This is a genomic window from Rathayibacter sp. VKM Ac-2754 (assembly GCF_009807095.1).
Taxonomy (GTDB): Bacteria; Actinomycetota; Actinomycetes; order Actinomycetales; family Microbacteriaceae; genus Rathayibacter.
On sequence record NZ_WUCC01000004.1, the window covers coordinates 18,034 to 36,229 of the forward strand.

The window sequence follows — 18,196 nt, forward strand, 5'->3', positions numbered from 1 at the left end:
CGAGATCCAGCGCGCTTCCGTTCGGAGTGTCCCTCGACTCAAGCAGGTGTTCTGCAGAGACCGTCTCGCGAAGGGGTCGTCCGCCGGGGTTCCCCTGGTGCGCATGTGAAGGCACTTGACGGCCGGCCGTCGCCCCTACCTACCCCCGCGCCTGGAAGTACACGTCCACGAAGTAGTTCGTGCTGTTGTACGCCGCCGTCGGCATCACGCCGCCCGCCCCGTAGCGGTACACCCCGTTCGGCGCCGACGCCGTGGTCAGCGCACCCGCCGTCACCGGCGACGCGAGCCCCGCGGGCGTCGCCGAGTAGTACCCCGCCGGCGCCAGGTACGACACGGTGTACCGCGCCCCCGGCACCAGCTCCACCGGCGACGCGAACGCCGCGCTCTGCCAGCCGCTCGCGGTCTCGCCGGTGAAGGTCACCTGGGCGAGGCGCGTGCCGGAGGCGTCCCACAGCGATCCGACGTGCGTGCCGGTGTTGCGGGAGCCCTTGTAGAAGGCGATGCCGGTCGCGCTGCCCGCTGCCGAGGCGGTGAAGCTCATCCCCACCTCGACCGAGGAGGAGTCCTCGGCGGAGGCGGTCGTGGGAGTAGCGCCGTCGAACAGGCGCGTGCCCGCAGGAGTCGGGGTCGCAGGAGGAGGGGTCGCCACCGACGGTACGAACGCGACGTCGACCAGGTAGTTCGTGGTCGAGCGCGACGAGGCGAAGCCGGTGCCGTACGTGTAGGCGCCGGAGTCGCTCGCCGTGACGAGCGGGCCGCGGGTGCCTCCGGAGCCGAACCCGTTGACCGTGGCGGAGTAGCTCCCCGTGGTCGTCGTGTAGGCGGCCACGTAGTCGGTGCCGCCGGTCACGGCGACGGGAGTGGCGAACGCGACCTCCTGCCAGCCGCCCGTGCTCTCGCCGACGAACGTCGCTCGGCCGATCTCGGCGCCGGTGTCGGCGTTCGACAGCGTCCCGACATGGGTGCCGGTGTTGCCCGGGCCCTTGTAGAAGCGGAGGCGGGTGACGGTGCCGTCGACGGTCGGGGCGAAGCGCACGCCGAGGGTGATCGGGGTGCCCTCGGCGACCTGGGCGATGCCCGGGGCCGCGGAGTCGTCGAAGAGCCGGCAGGGGCAGACCCCCACGACGGCGTCGGGCGCCTGGGTCGTGAAGGTCCAGCTGCCGCCGGCCGTCACGGCGCCGCCGGAGGTCGCGGTGCCCGCGAGGGTGGCGGTGTAGGTGGTCGACGCCGCGAGCGGGGCGCTCGGCGTGAAGGTCGCGGTGCGGGTCGTGGCCGAATAGGCCGTACTGCCTGCCACGGTCGCGCCGGAGGCGGTCTTCACGGTCATCTTCACCGAGGTCGACGTCACCGCCTTCGAGAACGCTCCTGACACGGTCGTCGACGGCGCGACGCTCGACGAGCCGGCGAGCGGCTTCTGCGACGCGACGCTCAGGGGCGTCGAGTCGACCGTGCTGTAGACGGCGTCGACGTAGTAGTTGCCCGCGCGGTAGCTGTCGGCGGGGAAGCCGCCGGTGGTGCTGTAGAGCCCCGCCGGTTCCGCGCCGAAGCCGCCGGCGACCTTCAGCGGGGCGGCGTCGTAGCCGGCGCTCGCCCAGAACCACTCCGCCGCCGAGTAGCGGCCGGTCGTGGTCGTGTACGAGACGACGTACGGGGTCCCGGCCGTCACGGCGACGGGCGAGGCGAACGTGCCGGTCTGCCATCCGCTCGCCGTCTCGTTCGCGAAGGTGAGGGTGCCCAGCTGCTGGCGGTCGAGGTTCCAGAGCGCTCCGGTGTGCGTGCCGGTGTTGGCCGAGCTCTTGTAGAAGCGCACGCCCTGGATGAATCCGTCGGCGGTCGGCGTGAAGCGCAGCCCCAGCGTGACCGCCGCGCTGTCGCCGGAGTCGATCGTCCTGGGGACCTCGGCGCCGAACACGCTGGCCGTGCCGGTGATGGTGACGGTGCGGCTCACCGCGGTGCCGATGTTGGCGCTGTCGTCGACCGCGCGCACCCGGATGGTGCCGGTGCCCGAGCCGTGCAGCACGTAGCTGTAGGTCCACGACGTGGTCCCGGAGGCGGGGTGCCAGGTGGCGCCGTCGGTCGAGACCTCCACGCCCGCGACCCGTCCCCCCGAGGCGTCGGCGGCGGTGCCCGAGACCGTCACCATGCTGCCGTTGGCCTTGCTGGTGGTGCCGGAGGGAGTCGTGATCGAGACCGTGGGGCGCGTGGTGTCGGTGCTCTTCGTCGCGGCGACCAGGCCGGTCATCAGCGTGGTGGGCTGCACGCCCATGTCGGCGAACAGGTTCACCTGCGCCTGCTGCATCCGCACGTCGGCGGGCGCGCCGTCGCCGTCGTGCTCCTGGTCGAGGCCCCACGACCACTGCACGGAGCCGGCCGAGAAGACAAGCGCGCCGCTGGCCGCCCTGTAGAGCGTCAGGTTGTGCCGGGTGGTGCCCGGCGCGACGGTGTTGCCGAAGTCCTGCAGGTACTCCGTGACGGCGCCGGTCGTCGTCGAGAGCCGGACCAGGCCCGGCGGTCGCGCGCCGTTGTCGACGTCCTCGTTCGACTCGTAGCCGATCGTGTGCGGCGCGAGGGCGGCGCTGGTGCCGGCGGCGAGGTTCGCGAGCGAGGTGCTGCGCCAGAGCCGCAGCTTGCCCTCGGCGGCACTCACCGTCACGGGCAGGTCGGAGTAGTTGACCATGTAGAGCGTGCCCGCGAGGCTGTTCTCGGGCTGCCCGCCTCCGTTCGCCACCGAGGCGAAGCGCGGGTCGCGCATGGTGCCGGTGGATTCGGCGGCCGGGTCGGTCTTGGCGTTCGCCCAGGTCTCCTTGTAGGTGACGAGGGTGCGGTAGTCCGCGCCGCCCGCGGTCGGCGAGGGCTCGTAGCGGGTGCGCCAGTAGTTCTCGTTGCCCGAGAGGAACTGGAGGTGGACGCCGGCGTCGCGCGCAGCCGTGACGTTCGCTCGCTGGGCGCCCGACCAGTACTCGTCGTGGCCGACCGAGAGGAAGGTGCGGTGCTGCTTGAGCGCTGAGCCGAAGCGGTCGGTGTCGATGCCGCTGAAGTAGCTGACGTCGTAGCCGTTGCGCTCGAGGAAGCGCACCAGCGGGTACTCGTTGGCGAAGTAGAAGTCGCGGCCCGCGTTGTCGCCGCGCGTGGTGACGGGGCGGTTGTAGCTCAGCTTGTACGCGCGGCCGTTCGCGCCGCCGCTGTAGAAGTTGGAGCCGCCGTAGGTGTTGTAGGCCTGCCACGAGGTGTCGGAGGTCTGGAACAGCACGGCCGAGGTGCTGGCGGTGTCGCGCACGACGAAGGTGATCTGGCTCCGCCCGCCCGTGTCGGCGCGGGTGAGCAGGGCGACGTAGACGCCGGACACGGCGGTGCTCGGCACGTCCCAGCCCGCCGAGACGGCCCAGGTGCCGCAGTCGTACAGCTCGGTGGTGACGTCCGAGAGGCACTCCGGCTGAGTCTGCGGGAGGGAGGCGCTCGGGGTCACGGAGGCGATGAGCCGCGCGCCCTTCCCGGCGTACCACCCGGTGCGGTAGATGTCGACGGAGTAGGCGGCGGCGTCGGTGTCGATCTTGAAGTCGACGCGCTGGCCGACGTTCACGCTGATGTCGGTGGCGTAGCCCTGGATCGACGGGTCGCCGGCTCCCGCGACGTCCCACACCGACGGATCCGCGCCGGGCTTGGAGTTCTCGCAGACGATGGCGTTCTGCCCGGCGGCGCACGGGGTCTCGGCGCTCGCCGTGGGGACCACGGCTCCGATGACGACGAGCACGACGGCGGCGGTGGCCGCCAGGAGCGAGGCGCGCAGGCGGCCGAGTCCGCGGCGGGCGGCGGGCATCAGCGGTGATCCCGGCGGCAGGGGGTGCGGGAGGGCGCGGGAGGGGTCCATGAGGACGGCCTTTCGAACAGAGCACTCTCGACGTCGGGTGCCGCGAGAGTCGGTGCCACGGCGGCGTGCGAGGACGCGCCGTGCTCGGCGCGCACGAGGAGCCCAGGAAGCTCCCGGCTGGGCCGACGACGGAGGGGGAGACCGACGAGAGGACCGGGAAGCCGAACGAGTAGAACGTACCGGAGGAGGCGAGCGCGGTGGTGCTCAGACCGGCGACGCATCCGTTCAGAGCCTGCTCCCCTTCGTTCTCCGGCCTCGGCGAGGGGCGCCTGGGGCTCTAGGCGCTCCCCACGCGGAACGTCAGCTCGAGCACCGCGTCCTCGAGCGGCACCCGGTACCGCTCCGGCAGAGCGGGCCCGCACGAGGCGCTGCCGACGCCCTGCTGACGCACGTCGAGGTTCAGCACGACGACTCCGGAGTCGCGCAGCTCGTGCGGGTGCCCTGCCGCCGCGAGCGCGCCGCTCGACCAGCGCCGGGCGGTGAAGTCGAAGCCGGTGCCGCTCACCTCGAGCGTCGGCAGCCCGCCGCCGGTGAGCGCGAGCCGCCGCGTGCCGACGTGGTTGCCGTTCTCCTGCGGCACGACGTACGGCGTCTGCAGCGCGTCGATGCTCGAGGCGAAGCGCCCGAAGCGCACGGCGTCGAGGGTGTCCACGTACGACTCCCCGGGGCCGTGGCCGACCCAGTCCGCGTCGGTGTAGGCGCCCGGCAGCGTGAGCCGCAGCCCGAGGCGCGGCGGGGTCACCGAGTGGTGGCCGTGCGGGGTGTCCTGCCACGCGCCGACGAAGGAGAGGTGCGCGGAGAGGTGCACCGCGTCCTCGTCGGCGGTCCAGACCAGGCGGCTGACGACGGCGAGGGTCTCGGTCGCCGGGCCGCTCCGGGTGGTCACGGTCACGGAGGCGTCACCGCGGTCGACCGCGATGGTGCGGTGCAGCACGCGGTCGAGGCCCACGGCCGTCCAGCTCGCGGCGAGGGCGTTCAGCGTCCCCTGCCCGCGGTCGTTCTCGGTGGGCGCGCGCCAGAGGTCGACGAGCGGACCGCCCACGGGGATCCCGCCGAGGGTCGTGAGCCGCCCCGTCCGCTCGTCGAGGGCGGCGTCGCCGAAGCGCAGACCATCGGGCGCGACCCGCGTCGCGGTCCCGCGGGTCGGAGGCGCCGCCGCGTCGATCCGCTGCCCCCACGCCACCTCGTGGCCGGCAGGGGCCCAGGGCGTCGCCTCCGCGAGCTCGGCCGTGACGGTGAGCACGCCGGCGGGCGCCGCGAACGGCACCTCGACGACCCCGCGCGGTGGCACGGCGGGGATCTCGAGCACTCCGGACGCGCCGCCCTCGACGCTCCACCGCCAGCGCAGGGCCGTCGTGTCGACCACGTCCTGCCGGTTGCGGACGGTGATCGCCGCCTCCGACACCGCGATCACGACCGGAGCGAACGCCCGGGCGACCGAGGCGAGGCCGGGGGAGGGCGTGCGATCGGGGAACAGCAGGCCGTCGATGCAGTAGCTGCCGCCGTTGGGGGCGGAGTCGATGTCGCCGCCGTGCCGGAAGTACTCGGAGCCGTCGGGCGCCGTCGCGCGGAAGCCGTGGTCGATCCACTCCCAGACGAAGCCGCCGACCATCCGCTCGCTCGACTCGAGGAGGCGCTGGTACTCGTCGAGCGAGCCCGGCCCGTTGCCCATGGCATGCCCGTACTCGCAGAGCACGAAGGGGAGGCGGCGCCGGCGCGCGTCGTCGGGCGAGCCCGCGACCACTCCCTCGGGAGCCGGCTCGCGCCGCTCGGCGATCGCCTCGAGGGCCTCGAGCGCGGGGTACATCGCCGACGAGAAGTCGGAGTTGCGGAAGCTCGGATCCCGCTCGTAGTGGATCGGCCGGCTCGGGTCCAGGGAGCGCACCACGCGCTCGAGCTCGTCGAACGCCTCGCCCACCCAGCTCTCGTTGGCGAGCGACCAGATGACGATGCTGGGGTGGCTCCGGTCGCGGGCGACCATCCGGGTGATCCGGTCGACGAGCGCGTCGCGCCACTGCGGGTCGGTCGGCGGGTTGCCCTCCCACCCGGCGTAGATGAAGCCGTGGGTCTCGATGTCGCACTCCTCCATCACCCAGAGGCCGAGCTCGTCGCACAGCCGGAGGAACGCGGGGTGCGGCGGGTAGTGCGAGGTGCGGACGGCGTTGACGCCGGCCCGCTTCATCAGCTCGATGTCGAGGCGCATGGTGGCCTCGTCGAGGGCGCGCCCGCGGTCGGGATCGTGCTCGTGCCGGTTCACTCCGCGCAGGCGCACGGGCGCGCCGTTCACGGTGAAGACACCGTCGCGGATCAGCACCGTGCGGAACCCGACGGCGAGCTCGATCCGCTCGCCCGCGACCTCGAGGGTGCCGCGGTAGAGGCGGGGCGACTCCGCGCTCCACGGCTCGACCGGCAGCCGTGCGGTCTCGCCCGCCGCGATCTCGAGGCCGAGCTCGGGCAGCCGGACGACTCCGGGCACCGCCCCGCCGTCGGCGTCGAGCGCCCGCACGAGCAGCGAGCCGATGCCGTCCGCGTAGTCGGCGGTGACGACGACGTCGTCGGCCGCGCCGTCGGGGCGGTGCAGCAGCTCGACCTCGCGGAAGATCCCGGGCAGCCACCACATGTCCTGGTCCTCGAGGTAGCTGCCGGAGGACCAGCGGTGCACGCGGACGGCGAGGACGTTCCCGCCGCGGCGGAGCGCCTCCGTCACGTCGAACTCGAACGGGAGGCGGCTGCCCGTGGAGTGCCCGAGCGGCCGGCCGTTCAGCCACGCGGCTCCGCACGAGTCGACGCCCTGGAACCGCAGGACCGTGCGGCCGTCGACCGGCCAGTCGTCCGGCAGGTCGAAGCGGAGGCGGTGGTCGCCGGTCGGGTTCTCGTCGGGGAGGTGCGGCGGGTCGAGCGGGAACGGGTACGCGGTGTTCGTGTAGAGCGGGTCGCCGTGCCCCTCGAGCACCCAGTGCGAGGGGAGGCGGAGGAGGTCCCAGCCGGAGTCGTCGAGGTCGACGCCGGCGAATCCCGGCCCGGTCCCCTCCGCGGTCGGCGCGAGCCGGAACCGCCACTGCCCGTCGAACCGCAGCCGGGGCGCGTCGCTCGGCACATCCGCCCGGGGCATGCGTCGCCCGCGCCCCGGCGCCGGGTCCTCCCAGTACCGGGTGCCGGGCATCAGCCCTTGACCGAGCCGGCGGCGAGGCCGGCCATGATCTGCTTGTTGAGGAAGAGGTAGAGCACGAGCATCCCGAGGATGTTGATGCTGATCGACGCGAACAGCGGTCCGTACTGCGTCGATCCGTACTCGTCGCTGAAGTTCAGCAGGCCCACCTGCACCGTCGCCAGCTCGTCGTTCGTGGTGAACGTGAGCGCGATCAGCAGGTCGTTCCAGACGGCGAAGAACTCGACGAGCGCGATGGTGATGATCGCGTTGCGCATCATCGGCACGCCCACCCGCCAGAACGCGGTGATCATGCTCGCGCCGTCGATCGCGGCGGCCTCGAACACCTCGCGCGGGATGGCCCGGAAGTAGGCCGTCATCAGGAACACCGTCAGCGGCAGCCCCATCACGGTGTACGTGATGATCAGCGGCCAGAGCGAGTTCGTCAGCCCGGTCCGGAAGTACACGGTGAACAGCGGGACCAGGATCATCTGGCCGGGGATCATGATGCCCGCGATGAACAGCAGCAGCACCGTGTTCCGGCCCTTCCAGACCAGGATCTCGAGGGCGAACGCGGCCGCGACTCCGAGCACGATCATCAGGGCGAGGGAGGGGACCGTCACCAGGACGCTGTTGCGCAGGTTGGTCGCCAGGTCGCCCTCGGTCAGCGCCGAGACGTAGTTCGAGAAGTCGAGGCTCTGCGGCAGGGCCCAGGTGGGGTTCGAGAAGAACTCGTTCTGCGTCTTGAACGAGCCCATCACGATCCAGAAGATCGGGTACGCCTCGACGACCACGAGGATCGCGATCAGCACGCGGCCGATCCAGCGGCGCGTGCCGCGGCCGATGCGGCGGGCCTGACGGTGCGGCCCGGCGGGCACGGAGGGCCGGGAGGCCGGGCGGGTGAGAGTCGAGGTGGACACCTCAGGCCTCCTTCGTGTTGTCGCGGCGCGACGAGCGGAAGATGAAGAGGGTGACCAGGAAGCACATGATCGTCAGCACCAGGGCGATCGTCGATCCGTACCCGTAGTCGGAGTAGCTGAAGACGGTCCGGTACATGTAGAGCGTCAGCGGGGTGGTCGAGCTGCCCGGTCCGCCGTTGTTCAGCGCGAGCAGGGTGTCGAACACCTTGAGCGTGTTGTTGAAGCTGAAGATCACGGAGGAGAGCAGCACCGGCAGCGAGAGCGGCAGCACGATCGAGCGGACGAGGCGCCACCCGGTCGCGCCGTCGATGCGGGCCGACTCGAGCGTCTCCTCCGGGATGTCGACGAGGCCGGCGTAGAGCAGGATCGCGAAGAAGCCCATCGAGCGCCACAGCTCCATGCCCACCGCGACGGCGAAGGTGCCCTCGGCGGTCGCGAACCAGTCGACTCCGTCGAGGCCGAGGAAGCCGAGACCCGCGTTCACGGGCCCCTCCTGACCGCCGACGGCGAACATGCTCTTGAACAGCAGCGCCACGGCGACCGTCGGCAGCACGGTCGGGAAGAACACGACAGTGCGGACGAACGCCGACGAGTTCTTGAGGACGAAGACGTAGAGCAGGGCCAGCGCGTAGCCGAGCACGACCTGCCCGACCGTGATCACCAGCGAGTAGCGCACGGTGAACCACAGGGCCTCGAGGGCCTGCGGATCCTGGAAGAAGCGGAGGAAGTTCGCGCCGCCGGCGAACTCGAATCCGCTCAGCGGGTTGCCGGTGAAGAAGGTGAGCCCGAGCGACCAGAGCACCGGGACGAGCTTGATGAGCGTGTAGACGGCGAGTGCTGGCCCCAGGAGGATCAGGATCGCCTTCTTGTCACCGAGAACGCTGTTCACGGGAGTCCTTTCGACGTGCGCGCACGCGGGGAGAAGAAGGAGGAGCGGGCGGGCCGGGGGAGGGATGAGCCCCCGGCCCGCACCGCAGCGGTGCCGGGCCTGTGGAGCCGGTCTACTGGGCCTGGTCGAGGTCGGCCTGGAGGGCCTTCATGTAGTCCTCGGCGCTCATGCCGCCCGAGACCAGCAGCGAGACGTTGGTCTGCGCGTCCGAGGTGGTCTTCGCGTCGAAGAGGGCCTCGAACCAGAGCACGGTCTCGTCGGCCTCGTTCACGTACTCCTGCACGGTGGTGGTCAGCGGCGGGACGTCGGTGACCTCCTCGTTGATCGCGAAGCCCGAGATGACGCCCTGGTTCTGCAGCACGCTGGAGCCGTAGTTCTCGGCGATGCAGCTGAGCCAGTCGCCCACTCCGTCGCTGTAGGCCTTGGTCGAGGTCGCGGTCGCCGCACCGGCGTTGGCGGGCCACTGGCTGCTGTCGCCGGCGCCGCCCTCGACGTCGGGGAAGGGCAGGAAGCCGACGTTCTCCTCGCCGATCTGGTTCTGCGCCGGGTCGTTGAGGTTGGCGAGGAACCAGGAGCCGTTGTAGGTCATCGCGGCCTCGCCGGTGAGGAACTGCGCGTTGGCGGTGTCGGTGTCGCGCGAGGTGACGCCCTCGCCGAACAGTCCGGCGCGGCCGAGGTCGGCCACGGCCTGGGCGCCCTCGACGTACTCGGCGTCGGTGAGCTTCGCGTCACCCGACTGGATGTCCTTCATGGCGTCGGGGCCGACCGAGCGGAAGATGTAGTTGCCGATCAGGCGGGTCAGCGGCCAGCCCTGGCTGCCGGCCTCGGTGAGCGGGACCACTCCGGCGGCCTTGAGAGTCTCGAGCGCGGTGACGAGCTCGTCCCAGGTCTTCGGCTCGGTGATGCCGTTGTCGGCGAGGATCTGCTTGTTGTACCAGATGCCCTCGACGTTGTACTGGAACGGCAGCGACACCATCCCGCCGTAGACCGAGGTGATGGTCGAGCGCGCGGCGGGCAGGATGTCGTCCCACACGCCCAGCTCGGTCAGCTTCTCCTCGTAGTCGACGATCAGGCCGCCCTTGCCGAGGTCGCCGTCGGGGCGGACCTGCGCGGTGCCGGCGACGAAGGACGTCGGCAGGGCGTCCTGGCTGGCGAGCAGCGTGATCTTCTGCACGACGTCGGCCTGCGCGACCGTCTGGTTGTCGAGGGGCATGGCCTCGTTCTCGGCCGAGCAGACGCCCTCGCCGAGGGTGGTCAGCTCATCGCGGATGATCGAGTTCTCGGCGGGGGTGAGCACCGAGAAGGAACCGGCGCTCGCGGACTCGGACGAGCCGCCGCCGTCTCCCGAGGCGCAGCCGGTGAGCAGCAGCACGGCGGCTCCCGTGCCGGCGACCAGGCCGGTGAGAGCACGGCGGGATCGACGTCGTTCGCAGGGGCGTGAAGAGCGGGACACATTTCCTCCTTGAAAGGTGCGGGAACGTTTGAAACGTTACAATCTGCGAGGCTAGCCACGGCGCCTGGCGGTGTCAAGAACGATCGGCGGATCGATGTCGAAGCGATTTCCCGCGGGAGCACCGACGTTGCGCTTCGTCTGTCGGAAAGTTTGACACGTTTCAAAAAGTGCCGGACGATGGAGTCGTCGTACGGGCGGAGCAGCCCGAGCGCCGCAGGTGCGGTGCACGGCGGGGATCGGAGAGCATTCGCATGGAACTCGACGGGCGACGCGCCCTGGTCACCGGGGGCGCGGGAGCGCTCGGACGGATCATCTGCCTCGAGCTGGCGCGGGCCGGTGCCGACGTGGTCGTCGTCGATCTCGACGGTGCCGGAGCGGAGGAGGTGGCCCGCTCCGTCCGCGAGCAGGGGCGCGCCTCCCGCGCGGTCGCGGTCGACCTCACCGACTTCGACGCGGTGCAGAGCGCCCTCGGCGCCGTCATCGAGGAGGACGGCGCGATCGACGTCCTGGTCAACGGCGCGGGAGGCGGCGCGGTCTCGTTCTTCCACGAGATGACCGAGCAGACCTGGCGCACCCAGATCGAGCGCAACCTCGACACGGTCTTCGCGGTCACCCGCGCGGTGCTGCCCGCGATGCTCGAGCAGCGCTCGGGGCGGATCGTGAACATCGCCTCCGTCGCCGCGGTCGCCGGCGGGCGACTGGTGCGCGGGGCGACCGCCTACGCCGCCGCCAAGGCGGGGGTCGTCGGTCTGACCAAGGCGCTCGCGATCGAGGTGGCCGACCAGGGGGTCACGGTCAACGCTCTCGCCCCCGGGGCGCAGCGGACGCCGGGCCGCGACAACGACACTCCGGAGCGGCGCGAGGCGCTGCTCGCGCAGATCCCCTCTCGACTGCTCGGCGAGCCGCAGCACCTGGCGCAGACCATCGTCTTCCTCGCGTCGCCCGCCGCCGTCAACATCACCGGAGTGATCCTGCCGCTCGACGGCGGACACTCGATCTAGAAGGGCCGCCCGATGAACCCCACCCCGGATCCCGATCGCCTCGCCCGCGGCAGGGTCGCCTTCGACGCCGTCTACGGCGAGGGGAAGGCCGACGGCCTGATCGCCCTGCAGGCCGGCCGCGCCCAGGACCTCGCCCGCTACGGCCTCGAGTTCAACTTCGGCGACATCAACTCGCGCCCCGGCCTCACCCTCCGCGAGCGCGAGCTGATCACGCTGGGCGTGCTGACCGCGCTCGGCGGAGTCGACGCCCAGCTCCGCGGGCACACCCGCGCGGCGATCAACACGGGGGCCACCGCCGAGGAGGTCGTCGAGGCCGTGATCCACACGGTGCAGTACGTCGGCTTCCCGCGGGCGCTCAACGCGGTGAAGGTCGTGTCGGAGGCGCTCGTGGAGCACGGGGTCGCGCTGCCGGAGCCGCTGCTGCCGGAGTAGCGGGCGGCGGAGTCGCGCCCGCTCGGATCGCGTCTGCCGGGGTCGCCCGGTGTCGCGTGAGAGCATCGAACCCCGTCCGGCGGCACGCCGGGGCACCGGAGAGCACCAGGAGGCAAGGATGGCGAAGGTCGGCATCCGCGACGTCGCAGCCGCGGCCGGCGTCTCGATGGGCACCGTCTCGCACTTCCTGAACCACCCGGCCCGCGTCTCCGACGAGAAGGCGAAGCGGATCCAGGAGGCGATCGAGTCGCTCGGATTCGTCCGCAACAACGCGGGCCGCCAGCTCCGCCTCGGGCACAGCTCGACCATCGCCTACATCGCCCCCGACGTCTCGAACCCCTTCTTCGCGATGATCGCCGAGGGAGCGGAGCGCCGGGCCGCCGAGCTGGGCCTGTCCCTCTTCCTCGCCAACTCGGGCGGCGAGAAGGGTCGCGAGGACGCCTACCTCGAGCTCTTCGAGGAGCACGGGGTCCGCGGGATGCTGGTCGCCTCGCACGGCTCGATCGAGGACCGCCTCGCCGCCGTCCGCTCCCGCGGGACGCCCACCGTGCTCGTCGGCCGCCGCGCGCAGTCCGAGACCCAGCCCTCCGTCTCGGTCGACGAGGTCGTCGGCGGCCGCCTCGCCGCGGAGCACCTGCTCGGACTCGGCCGGCGCCGCCTCGCCTTCGTGGGCGGACCGCTGTCGATCCAGCAGGTCGGCGAGCGCCTGTCGGGCGCCAGCCGCGCCGTCGCCGCGGTGCCCGGCGCGACGCTCGAGGTCATCGACGTCGAGCACCGCGTCATCGCCGAGGGCCACGAGGTCGGCGAGGCGATCGCGGCGCGCGAGCCCGCCTCCCGCCCCGACGCGATCTTCGCCGTCAACGACCTGCTGGCCATCGGCCTCGAGCAGGTGCTGGTCCGCCGCGGGATCCGCGTGCCCGACGACATCGCCCTGATCGGCTACGACGACATCGAGTACGCGCAGGCCTCCCTGGTGCCGCTGAGCTCGATCCGCGCCCCGAAGGAGTCGTTCGGGGCCTCCGCCGTCGACCTGCTGCAGTCGGTGATCGGCGCGCCCGACGACGCCGTCGACCGCCGCCGCGTCTTCGCGCCGGAGCTCGTCGCGCGCGCGTCGACGCTGCACCGCTGACCGCCGAGCCGCACCTCCGGCCGAGCACCTCCGGCCGAGCACCTCCGGCTCGTGGAATCCGGTTCGGCTCGCTGAATCGGCGCTTTCTTGCGAGCCGAACGCGTTCCTGCGAGCCGGAGGTGGTCCGCACCGTCGCCCGCGCATCGACTCGGCACTCCGTCACCGACGGGCGTCAGCGCAGGCGCGGCTCCCGCGCGCGGGCGCTGGTCACCGTCCACACCACGAGCCCGGCCAGCGCCGAGAAGAGCAGCACGTGCAGCACCGTGATCGGCGAGCCCGCGGGCCGGTCGACGACCTCCCACTCGGCCACGAGGTCGCGCGCCACGTCGGCGCTGCCCAGCGCGGCGCCGGTCAGCGGGTCGGCGGGGTAGGAGGAGAAGGCGTCCAGCTCGCCGGTCTCGACGTCGAGCCACGCGAATCCGGAGTCGTTGCTGTCGTCGGCCGACGAGAGGTGCAGCAGAGCGGTCCGGTCGTCGCGCCAGCCGAGCATGCTGCTCCAGCGATCGGCCGGGAGCGGCAGGACGCGCTCCTCGACCCCCTCGCCGACGACGTCGATCACGCGGAGCGCCGCCGTGCCGACCGCCGCGAGGCGCGTGCCGTCGGGCGACCACGCGTCGCCGTCCAGGATCCCGGCCAGCGGCGCGAGCTCGTGGGTCGCCGAGCCGTCGACCGCATCGAGGATCAGGAGGGCGTCGCCGGTCTGGGCGGCGATGCGGCGTCCGTCGGGCGAGACCGCTCCCGACTGCACGGCTGTCGGGCGGAACCCGGGTCGCGTCTCGAGCGGAAGGGTCCGCAGCTCGCCCGAGGCGAGGTCGAGGGTGGCGAGAGTGCCGTACAGCCGGAACTCCGCGTCGGTGTACCGGCTCATGTCGTCGTCGCTGGTGAGGAGCAGCACGGTCTCGCCCGCGGAGTCGATGCTGAGGGCGACCGCGCTGGCGGCACCGGTGATCGGCACGATGCGGCTCGAGAGAGTGCTCAGGTCGAGCAGCTCGACGCCCGCCTGCCGCCCGGGCGCGCTGATCACCACGAAGGTCCCGTCGGCCGAGAGGACGCTGTCGGCGGGGTCGCCCTGGTCGGCTGCGACCGAGCGCTCCTCCGCCGCCCCGAGCCGACGGTAGGTGGCTCCGTCGGCGCCGAGCACCACGGCCTGCGGGACGTCGAGGAACTCGACGCCGACGCCGTTCTGGTAGGTCATCGCCGCCGCCTCGATCTGCGCGGCGCCGAGCATCGGCGTCCACCACGAGTAGGTGCTGAGCTGCCGGGGGAAGGAGGGGGATCCTGCCGGAGCCCCGATCAGGGTGAGCGGCCACAGCAGCACTGCCACCGCGAGGGCCGCGATGACCGCGGGGAGGCGGCTCGGCCGCTCTGCTCTGCTGCTGCCCATGCGCGCTCCCCCCGGCTCGGCACCGCCAGCATACGGAGGCGTCCGCGCCCCCTCCGAGGGTCGCCGCGAGTGTTCACCGGGTCGTCACCCGATCGGGAGAGAGCACCTCCTCACCACTCCCGGCCGGCGTCGTGCGCTCGGCTCAGCGCCCGCCGCTCCTCGCCCGCGGAGCGAAGAGCCCCGCACCGTACGCGACCAGGATCACGGCCATCACGACTCCCGAGGCGACCGCAGCCCCTCGGGCCGCGCTCCCCGTCCCGATCAGCAGCCCCGCTCCGCCCAGCACGACGAGCGCGCCGCCGAGCACGACGAACATGCGCTCGGCGAACGCCCATGCGAACGGCAGGAAGTGCAGCCCGACGACCGCCGCGATCAGAGCGGGCCGCAGGTCCGACCGCCCCTCCGCCTCGAGGAGCCTGCTCCCGACCGCGATGAGCGCGAACTCGACGGCGACGCAGCAGACGTAGACCACGATCCGCGACCGCCGCGGCGGCACGAACTCGCCCAGGAACCGCGGCCGAGCGAACAGCAGCCACAGCGCCGCGCCGATCGCCGCGACCGTGACGAGCCGCACGCCGATCGACAGCGGATCGGCGAACCCCGGCGTGTACGAGAACACGAAGACCGCTGCGCCGACCAGCCCGATGGCGGCGCCGATCCGCCGCGGATCGACGAACGGGGGAGGCGAACCTGTGCGAGCGCGATCGTCGGTCATGGTGGCAGCCTCGCAGACGGGCGGCCGGGGATCGGCGCTCGGACGTCGACCGATCGGAGCCGACGCGCTACCGGCCCGGGGGCCGAGGCGACAGCTCCCCTTCCGGTGCCAGGTGAAATCCCTGCGCAAGGGGGTGAAGTCCGTCCTCCCGAGCGTCGGCGACCGCCACCCTGAGCGAGCCGAGTCACCCGAGGGCGCGGCGCAACAGGTCGGGAGTCGTCGTGGCATTCATCGCACCCGGTGCGCGACCGCCGTTCGTGCGCAGCGCCGCACGGCACGACCAGGCCGCGTCCACCTGGCTCGGCGAGCTCGGGGTTCTGAGTCGACCCTCCGCCCCGCTGCGCATCGCGGCAGACGTTCTGCGACACGACGGGATCGAGACGCTGCGGATCCGGCACACCCCCGGACGCTTCTCGCGGCGTCCGGGGGCGGGCGACGGCATCCGGATGCTGATCCCCCTGGAGGGCGGCCTGTCGGTGCTGCCCGACCAGCCGGGGGCGCGCGAGGTCGGGATCGGGGAGGGCGACCTCGCGGTACTCCGCCGCGACACACCCTTCACTCTCGTCTCGGACGCGCCGACCACCCGCCTCGAGATCGAGCTGGAGCGCCCCCTGATCGGCACCTCGATCGACCGAGGAGCCCTGGCGACGACCGCCGACGCCGCGACCCGCCGCATCCTGGTGTCGACGATCAACGCGGTGTTCGCGGCCCGCCTGGACGCCCGCTCGCCGGCGCTGCCGCTCGTGGGGGCGGCGCTGGAGCAGCTGGCGGGGGCCGTCATCCTGGCGTCGCTGCCGCGGGACGAGAGCGAGGGCACCTACGCCGAGGCGCTCGCGCTCATCTCGGCGACGGCGGCTGACCCGGGTCTGTCGGTGCAGGCGCTCAGCGCGCGGACGGGGGTGCCCAGGCGCACCCTGCAGAGGGTCTTCGCGCGGCACGGGACGACGGTGTTCGGCGAGATCCGGCGTGCGCGGCTGGCGGCGGCGAGGGCGCTGCTCGGTGGAGAGGAGTCGGAGCCGCCTCCGGATGACGCACTCCTCGACTACGTGCGCTCGCGGCGGCTCCAGCGCGATCGCGCGCACCTCGAGGCACCGGGCGCCGACGGCTGAAGGCCGGCCGGTGGCGGCGGGGCGTGGATGGTCCGCGGTGTTCATGTCGGGGGCATTGCGTCGCGGTCGGTCGCGGCGCAGTCTGGGGGCATGCAGGGGATGCTGGAGAGCAAGGGTGAGATCGTCGGCGCGATCGTCGTGCTCGTGTCCGCGATCTGGCTGGTCATCGCAGCCTTCGCGGTCGGCGCGGGCGACATCTTCGCCTTCCTGGGGCTGATCACGGCGTTCGCGCTCGGGACGACGGGCGTCGGCATCCACGCCGCCAGCCGCGAGGCCCGCTTCCGCCGCGACAAGCGCTGACCGCGCCCGTTCCGCGCGCGGATCTCGCGATCCATCCGCCACAGACGCACCGTGCGGGTCAGGACGGATCGTCTTCGACGGACCGCTCGGCGACGGCGCGAGGGAGGCGCTCGTCGGCGCGCTACTACGACACCACACTGGGTCGCTTCACGCAGATGGACCCGAGCGGTCGCGAGGAGAAAATAAAAGCTATCCCAAAACACCGTCCCGCCTGACGCGTGCGATTTAGACTTCCGGTACGGTCGCGTCATGGAGCTGGGCTACGCACGGGTGTCGACCACGAAACAGGACCTCGATCGGCAGATCATCGCCCTCGAGGCGGCCGGGATCCCGTCCGGACGGATCTACGTCGACAAGAAGTCCGGCGCCACCACCAACCGGCCCGGGCTGCAGGCCGCGATCGAGTACGCCCGCGACGGCGACGTGATCGTCGTGCACACCCTCGACAGGCTCGGTCGCACCGTCCGCGACACCCTCAACCTCATCCACGACCTCGCCGAACAAGGCATCGGGATCCGCAACCTCGCCGACCCCATCAAGATCGACTCCTCCAACCCTGCCGACCCGATGGCGCAGCTCGCCGTCGTCCTGCTGGCGCTGTTCGGGCAGATGGAGCGCACCTACAGCCTGGAACGCGCCGCCGGCGCCCGCGCCGCCGCCGAAGCGAAAGGCCGGCGCACCGGCCGCCCCACTGTCGTCGATCCCGACAAGCTCGCCTACGCCGCACACCTGCGCAACACCGACCACACCATCGCCGAGATCGTCGCGAAGACCGGGATCACCAGGACGACCCTGTATCGCCACCTGCCCAAAGCGCCTGTCGAAGCCCACCTAGCCGATGCGCCAGACACCCTCTCGCGGGCGAACGCATCCACCGACCGACGCTAGGCGCGACGCAGGTGCCGAACACTGCCCTCGCCGAGGCGGGGAACCGGGCGACCGCTAGCGTGGCCCGCGTAATGGATCTGGGGGATCATGAGCCGCTGGGACAAAGGAAGTGCTTCTACCCGAGTTTTTCGATGGGTGTTCACACTTATTGCAGTATTCTCTCTAGTCGCAACCATTCCTGTAATCGGTCCGAAAACGACACCGGAAAGCCAATGCAACGCTCGGCCTCACTCTGAGGTGTCGGCAGGCGAGACAATGGGTATCCGTGCAGAGTTCAGCGCATTCCCTCTCGGATTGCGCTGCTTCTACGAGCGCGATGACGATTCGGGGTGGATCGCCGTTGATCCTCCGTGGGTCTACACCGTCACGTTGTTTTCGAGCCTGGCCGCAGTGGCAGTGGGCATTACGTTCCCCCTCATCTTTCGCAACATTGAGATGAGGAAGAATGATGAGAAGAACACGAGCAATGTGGGCCACAGTTCTGGTCCTGGGGGTGGGGGCGTCTCTTTCGATAGCTCAACCGGCAACCGCTCAAGACGCGACATCGGCGGTGAAGACGCCTGAGGTCACTCGCGTCACGGTCCCCTTCAGCGGAGGGGTGGAACTGTCCTCTGCAGTGGAGATCGCGCAGTCAGCCGGGGTAACTCCGGTGGCGTTCCGATTCGAGAGCGACCAGATCGTCGGGGAGTACTCCACGGTTGTGGGCGACCCGGTTGACGAATTCATCGTGGAGTTCTCCAATCGCTTCGGCACGGTTCCTCGGGTAGTTGGAGCCGTGATCGAGACCCCGACGCCGTCGGCACCTGAGCGACGCTCAGTGAGCGCGCCTTCCCCGATCGACACCAAGCTGCCAGACTTCGTGCCCCCGGCAGTCCCGGCCGACAAGGCCGCGACGCTCGTCTCGAGCGACGGTTCTGGCGCTCGAGCAGCGTCGGCGACGTCGGCTCAGGCGGTTGCTGC

14 protein-coding genes are annotated in these 18,196 nt (G+C 71.5%); 7 read left to right on the top strand and 7 right to left on the bottom strand.

The window, feature by feature from the left end:
• Nucleotides 1–139: 139 nt before the first annotated feature.
• The 5 genes from GRS92_RS07705 to GRS92_RS07725 form a co-directional block, all read right to left on the bottom strand.
• Nucleotides 140–3,868: a DUF4082 domain-containing protein gene (locus GRS92_RS07705; RefSeq protein ID WP_235021878.1), complete on the bottom strand. Its 3,729-nt coding sequence runs from the start codon at nucleotides 3,866–3,868 to the stop codon at nucleotides 140–142.
• A gap of 277 nt (nucleotides 3,869–4,145) precedes the next feature.
• A complete protein-coding gene (locus tag GRS92_RS07710; RefSeq protein ID WP_159854926.1) occupies nucleotides 4,146–7,031 on the bottom strand; it encodes a glycoside hydrolase family 2 TIM barrel-domain containing protein in 2,886 nt (961 codons plus the stop codon).
• Nucleotides 7,031–7,936 (bottom strand): carbohydrate ABC transporter permease, encoded by a 906-nt coding sequence (locus GRS92_RS07715; protein ID WP_235021879.1) that lies wholly within the window; start codon nucleotides 7,934–7,936, stop codon nucleotides 7,031–7,033. Before GRS92_RS07715 ends, GRS92_RS07710 begins: the two co-directional genes overlap by 1 nt.
• Before the next feature lies 1 nt (nucleotide 7,937).
• Complete coding sequence (locus GRS92_RS07720; protein WP_159854928.1) at nucleotides 7,938–8,825, bottom strand: carbohydrate ABC transporter permease; 888 nt, start codon at nucleotides 8,823–8,825, stop codon at nucleotides 7,938–7,940.
• Between the two features lie 112 nt (nucleotides 8,826–8,937).
• Nucleotides 8,938–10,278: an ABC transporter substrate-binding protein gene (locus GRS92_RS07725; RefSeq protein ID WP_159854930.1), complete on the bottom strand. Its 1,341-nt coding sequence runs from the start codon at nucleotides 10,276–10,278 to the stop codon at nucleotides 8,938–8,940.
• A gap of 251 nt (nucleotides 10,279–10,529) precedes the next feature.
• Between GRS92_RS07725 and GRS92_RS07730 the strand changes: the two genes are divergently transcribed.
• The 3 genes from GRS92_RS07730 (at nucleotide 10,530) to GRS92_RS07740 (ending at nucleotide 12,840) form a co-directional block, all read left to right on the top strand.
• Nucleotides 10,530–11,279, top strand: coding sequence for an SDR family oxidoreductase (locus tag GRS92_RS07730; protein WP_159854932.1), 750 nt, complete (start codon nucleotides 10,530–10,532; stop codon nucleotides 11,277–11,279).
• 12 nt (nucleotides 11,280–11,291) lie between these two features.
• Nucleotides 11,292–11,711, top strand: a complete 420-nt coding sequence (locus GRS92_RS07735; RefSeq protein ID WP_159854934.1) for a carboxymuconolactone decarboxylase family protein — start codon at nucleotides 11,292–11,294, stop codon at nucleotides 11,709–11,711.
• 118 nt (nucleotides 11,712–11,829) lie between these two features.
• Entirely contained in the window at nucleotides 11,830–12,840 is a 1,011-nt protein-coding gene (locus GRS92_RS07740) for a LacI family DNA-binding transcriptional regulator (RefSeq protein ID WP_159854936.1), read from the top strand.
• 172 nt (nucleotides 12,841–13,012) lie between these two features.
• Here GRS92_RS07740 and GRS92_RS07745 read toward each other — a convergent pair whose 3' ends face one another.
• Together GRS92_RS07745 and GRS92_RS07750 are read right to left on the bottom strand one after the other, a co-directional pair.
• Entirely contained in the window at nucleotides 13,013–14,224 is a 1,212-nt protein-coding gene (locus tag GRS92_RS07745; RefSeq protein ID WP_159854938.1) for a hypothetical protein, read from the bottom strand.
• A gap of 142 nt (nucleotides 14,225–14,366) precedes the next feature.
• The gene (locus GRS92_RS07750; RefSeq protein WP_159854940.1) at nucleotides 14,367–14,939 is read right to left on the bottom strand and encodes a hypothetical protein; all 573 of its coding nucleotides are present in this window, start codon (nucleotides 14,937–14,939) and stop codon (nucleotides 14,367–14,369) included.
• 221 nt (nucleotides 14,940–15,160) lie between these two features.
• Here GRS92_RS07750 and GRS92_RS07755 point away from each other — a divergent pair, with 221 nt between their 5' ends.
• The 4 genes from GRS92_RS07755 (at nucleotide 15,161) to GRS92_RS07770 (ending at nucleotide 17,800) form a co-directional block, all read left to right on the top strand.
• Nucleotides 15,161–16,048 (top strand): hypothetical protein, encoded by an 888-nt coding sequence (locus GRS92_RS07755; RefSeq protein ID WP_159854942.1) that lies wholly within the window; start codon nucleotides 15,161–15,163, stop codon nucleotides 16,046–16,048.
• 90 nt (nucleotides 16,049–16,138) lie between these two features.
• Nucleotides 16,139–16,348, top strand: a complete 210-nt coding sequence (locus GRS92_RS07760) for a hypothetical protein (RefSeq protein ID WP_159854944.1) — start codon at nucleotides 16,139–16,141, stop codon at nucleotides 16,346–16,348.
• A gap of 249 nt (nucleotides 16,349–16,597) precedes the next feature.
• Nucleotides 16,598–17,236, top strand: coding sequence for a recombinase family protein (locus GRS92_RS07765; RefSeq protein ID WP_159854946.1), 639 nt, complete (start codon nucleotides 16,598–16,600; stop codon nucleotides 17,234–17,236).
• An 87-nt stretch (nucleotides 17,237–17,323) separates the two neighbouring features.
• Nucleotides 17,324–17,800: a hypothetical protein gene (locus GRS92_RS07770; protein WP_159854948.1), complete on the top strand. Its 477-nt coding sequence runs from the start codon at nucleotides 17,324–17,326 to the stop codon at nucleotides 17,798–17,800.
• The last annotated feature ends 396 nt before the right edge of the window (nucleotides 17,801–18,196 follow it).

Coding starts and splice junctions, on each gene's coding strand:
- GRS92_RS07705 (WP_235021878.1), bottom strand. CDS start 3,868: ATGGACCCCTCCCGCGCCCTCCCGCACCCCCTGCCGCCGGGATCACCG.
- GRS92_RS07710 (WP_159854926.1), bottom strand. CDS start 7,031: ATGCCCGGCACCCGGTACTGGGAGGACCCGGCGCCGGGGCGCGGGCGA.
- GRS92_RS07730 (WP_159854932.1), top strand. CDS start 10,530: ATGGAACTCGACGGGCGACGCGCCCTGGTCACCGGGGGCGCGGGAGCG.
- GRS92_RS07735 (WP_159854934.1), top strand. CDS start 11,292: ATGAACCCCACCCCGGATCCCGATCGCCTCGCCCGCGGCAGGGTCGCC.
- GRS92_RS07740 (WP_159854936.1), top strand. CDS start 11,830: ATGGCGAAGGTCGGCATCCGCGACGTCGCAGCCGCGGCCGGCGTCTCG.
- GRS92_RS07745 (WP_159854938.1), bottom strand. CDS start 14,224: ATGGGCAGCAGCAGAGCAGAGCGGCCGAGCCGCCTCCCCGCGGTCATC.
- GRS92_RS07750 (WP_159854940.1), bottom strand. CDS start 14,939: ATGACCGACGATCGCGCTCGCACAGGTTCGCCTCCCCCGTTCGTCGAT.
- GRS92_RS07760 (WP_159854944.1), top strand. CDS start 16,139: ATGCAGGGGATGCTGGAGAGCAAGGGTGAGATCGTCGGCGCGATCGTC.
- GRS92_RS07765 (WP_159854946.1), top strand. CDS start 16,598: ATGGAGCTGGGCTACGCACGGGTGTCGACCACGAAACAGGACCTCGAT.
- GRS92_RS07770 (WP_159854948.1), top strand. CDS start 17,324: ATGAGCCGCTGGGACAAAGGAAGTGCTTCTACCCGAGTTTTTCGATGG.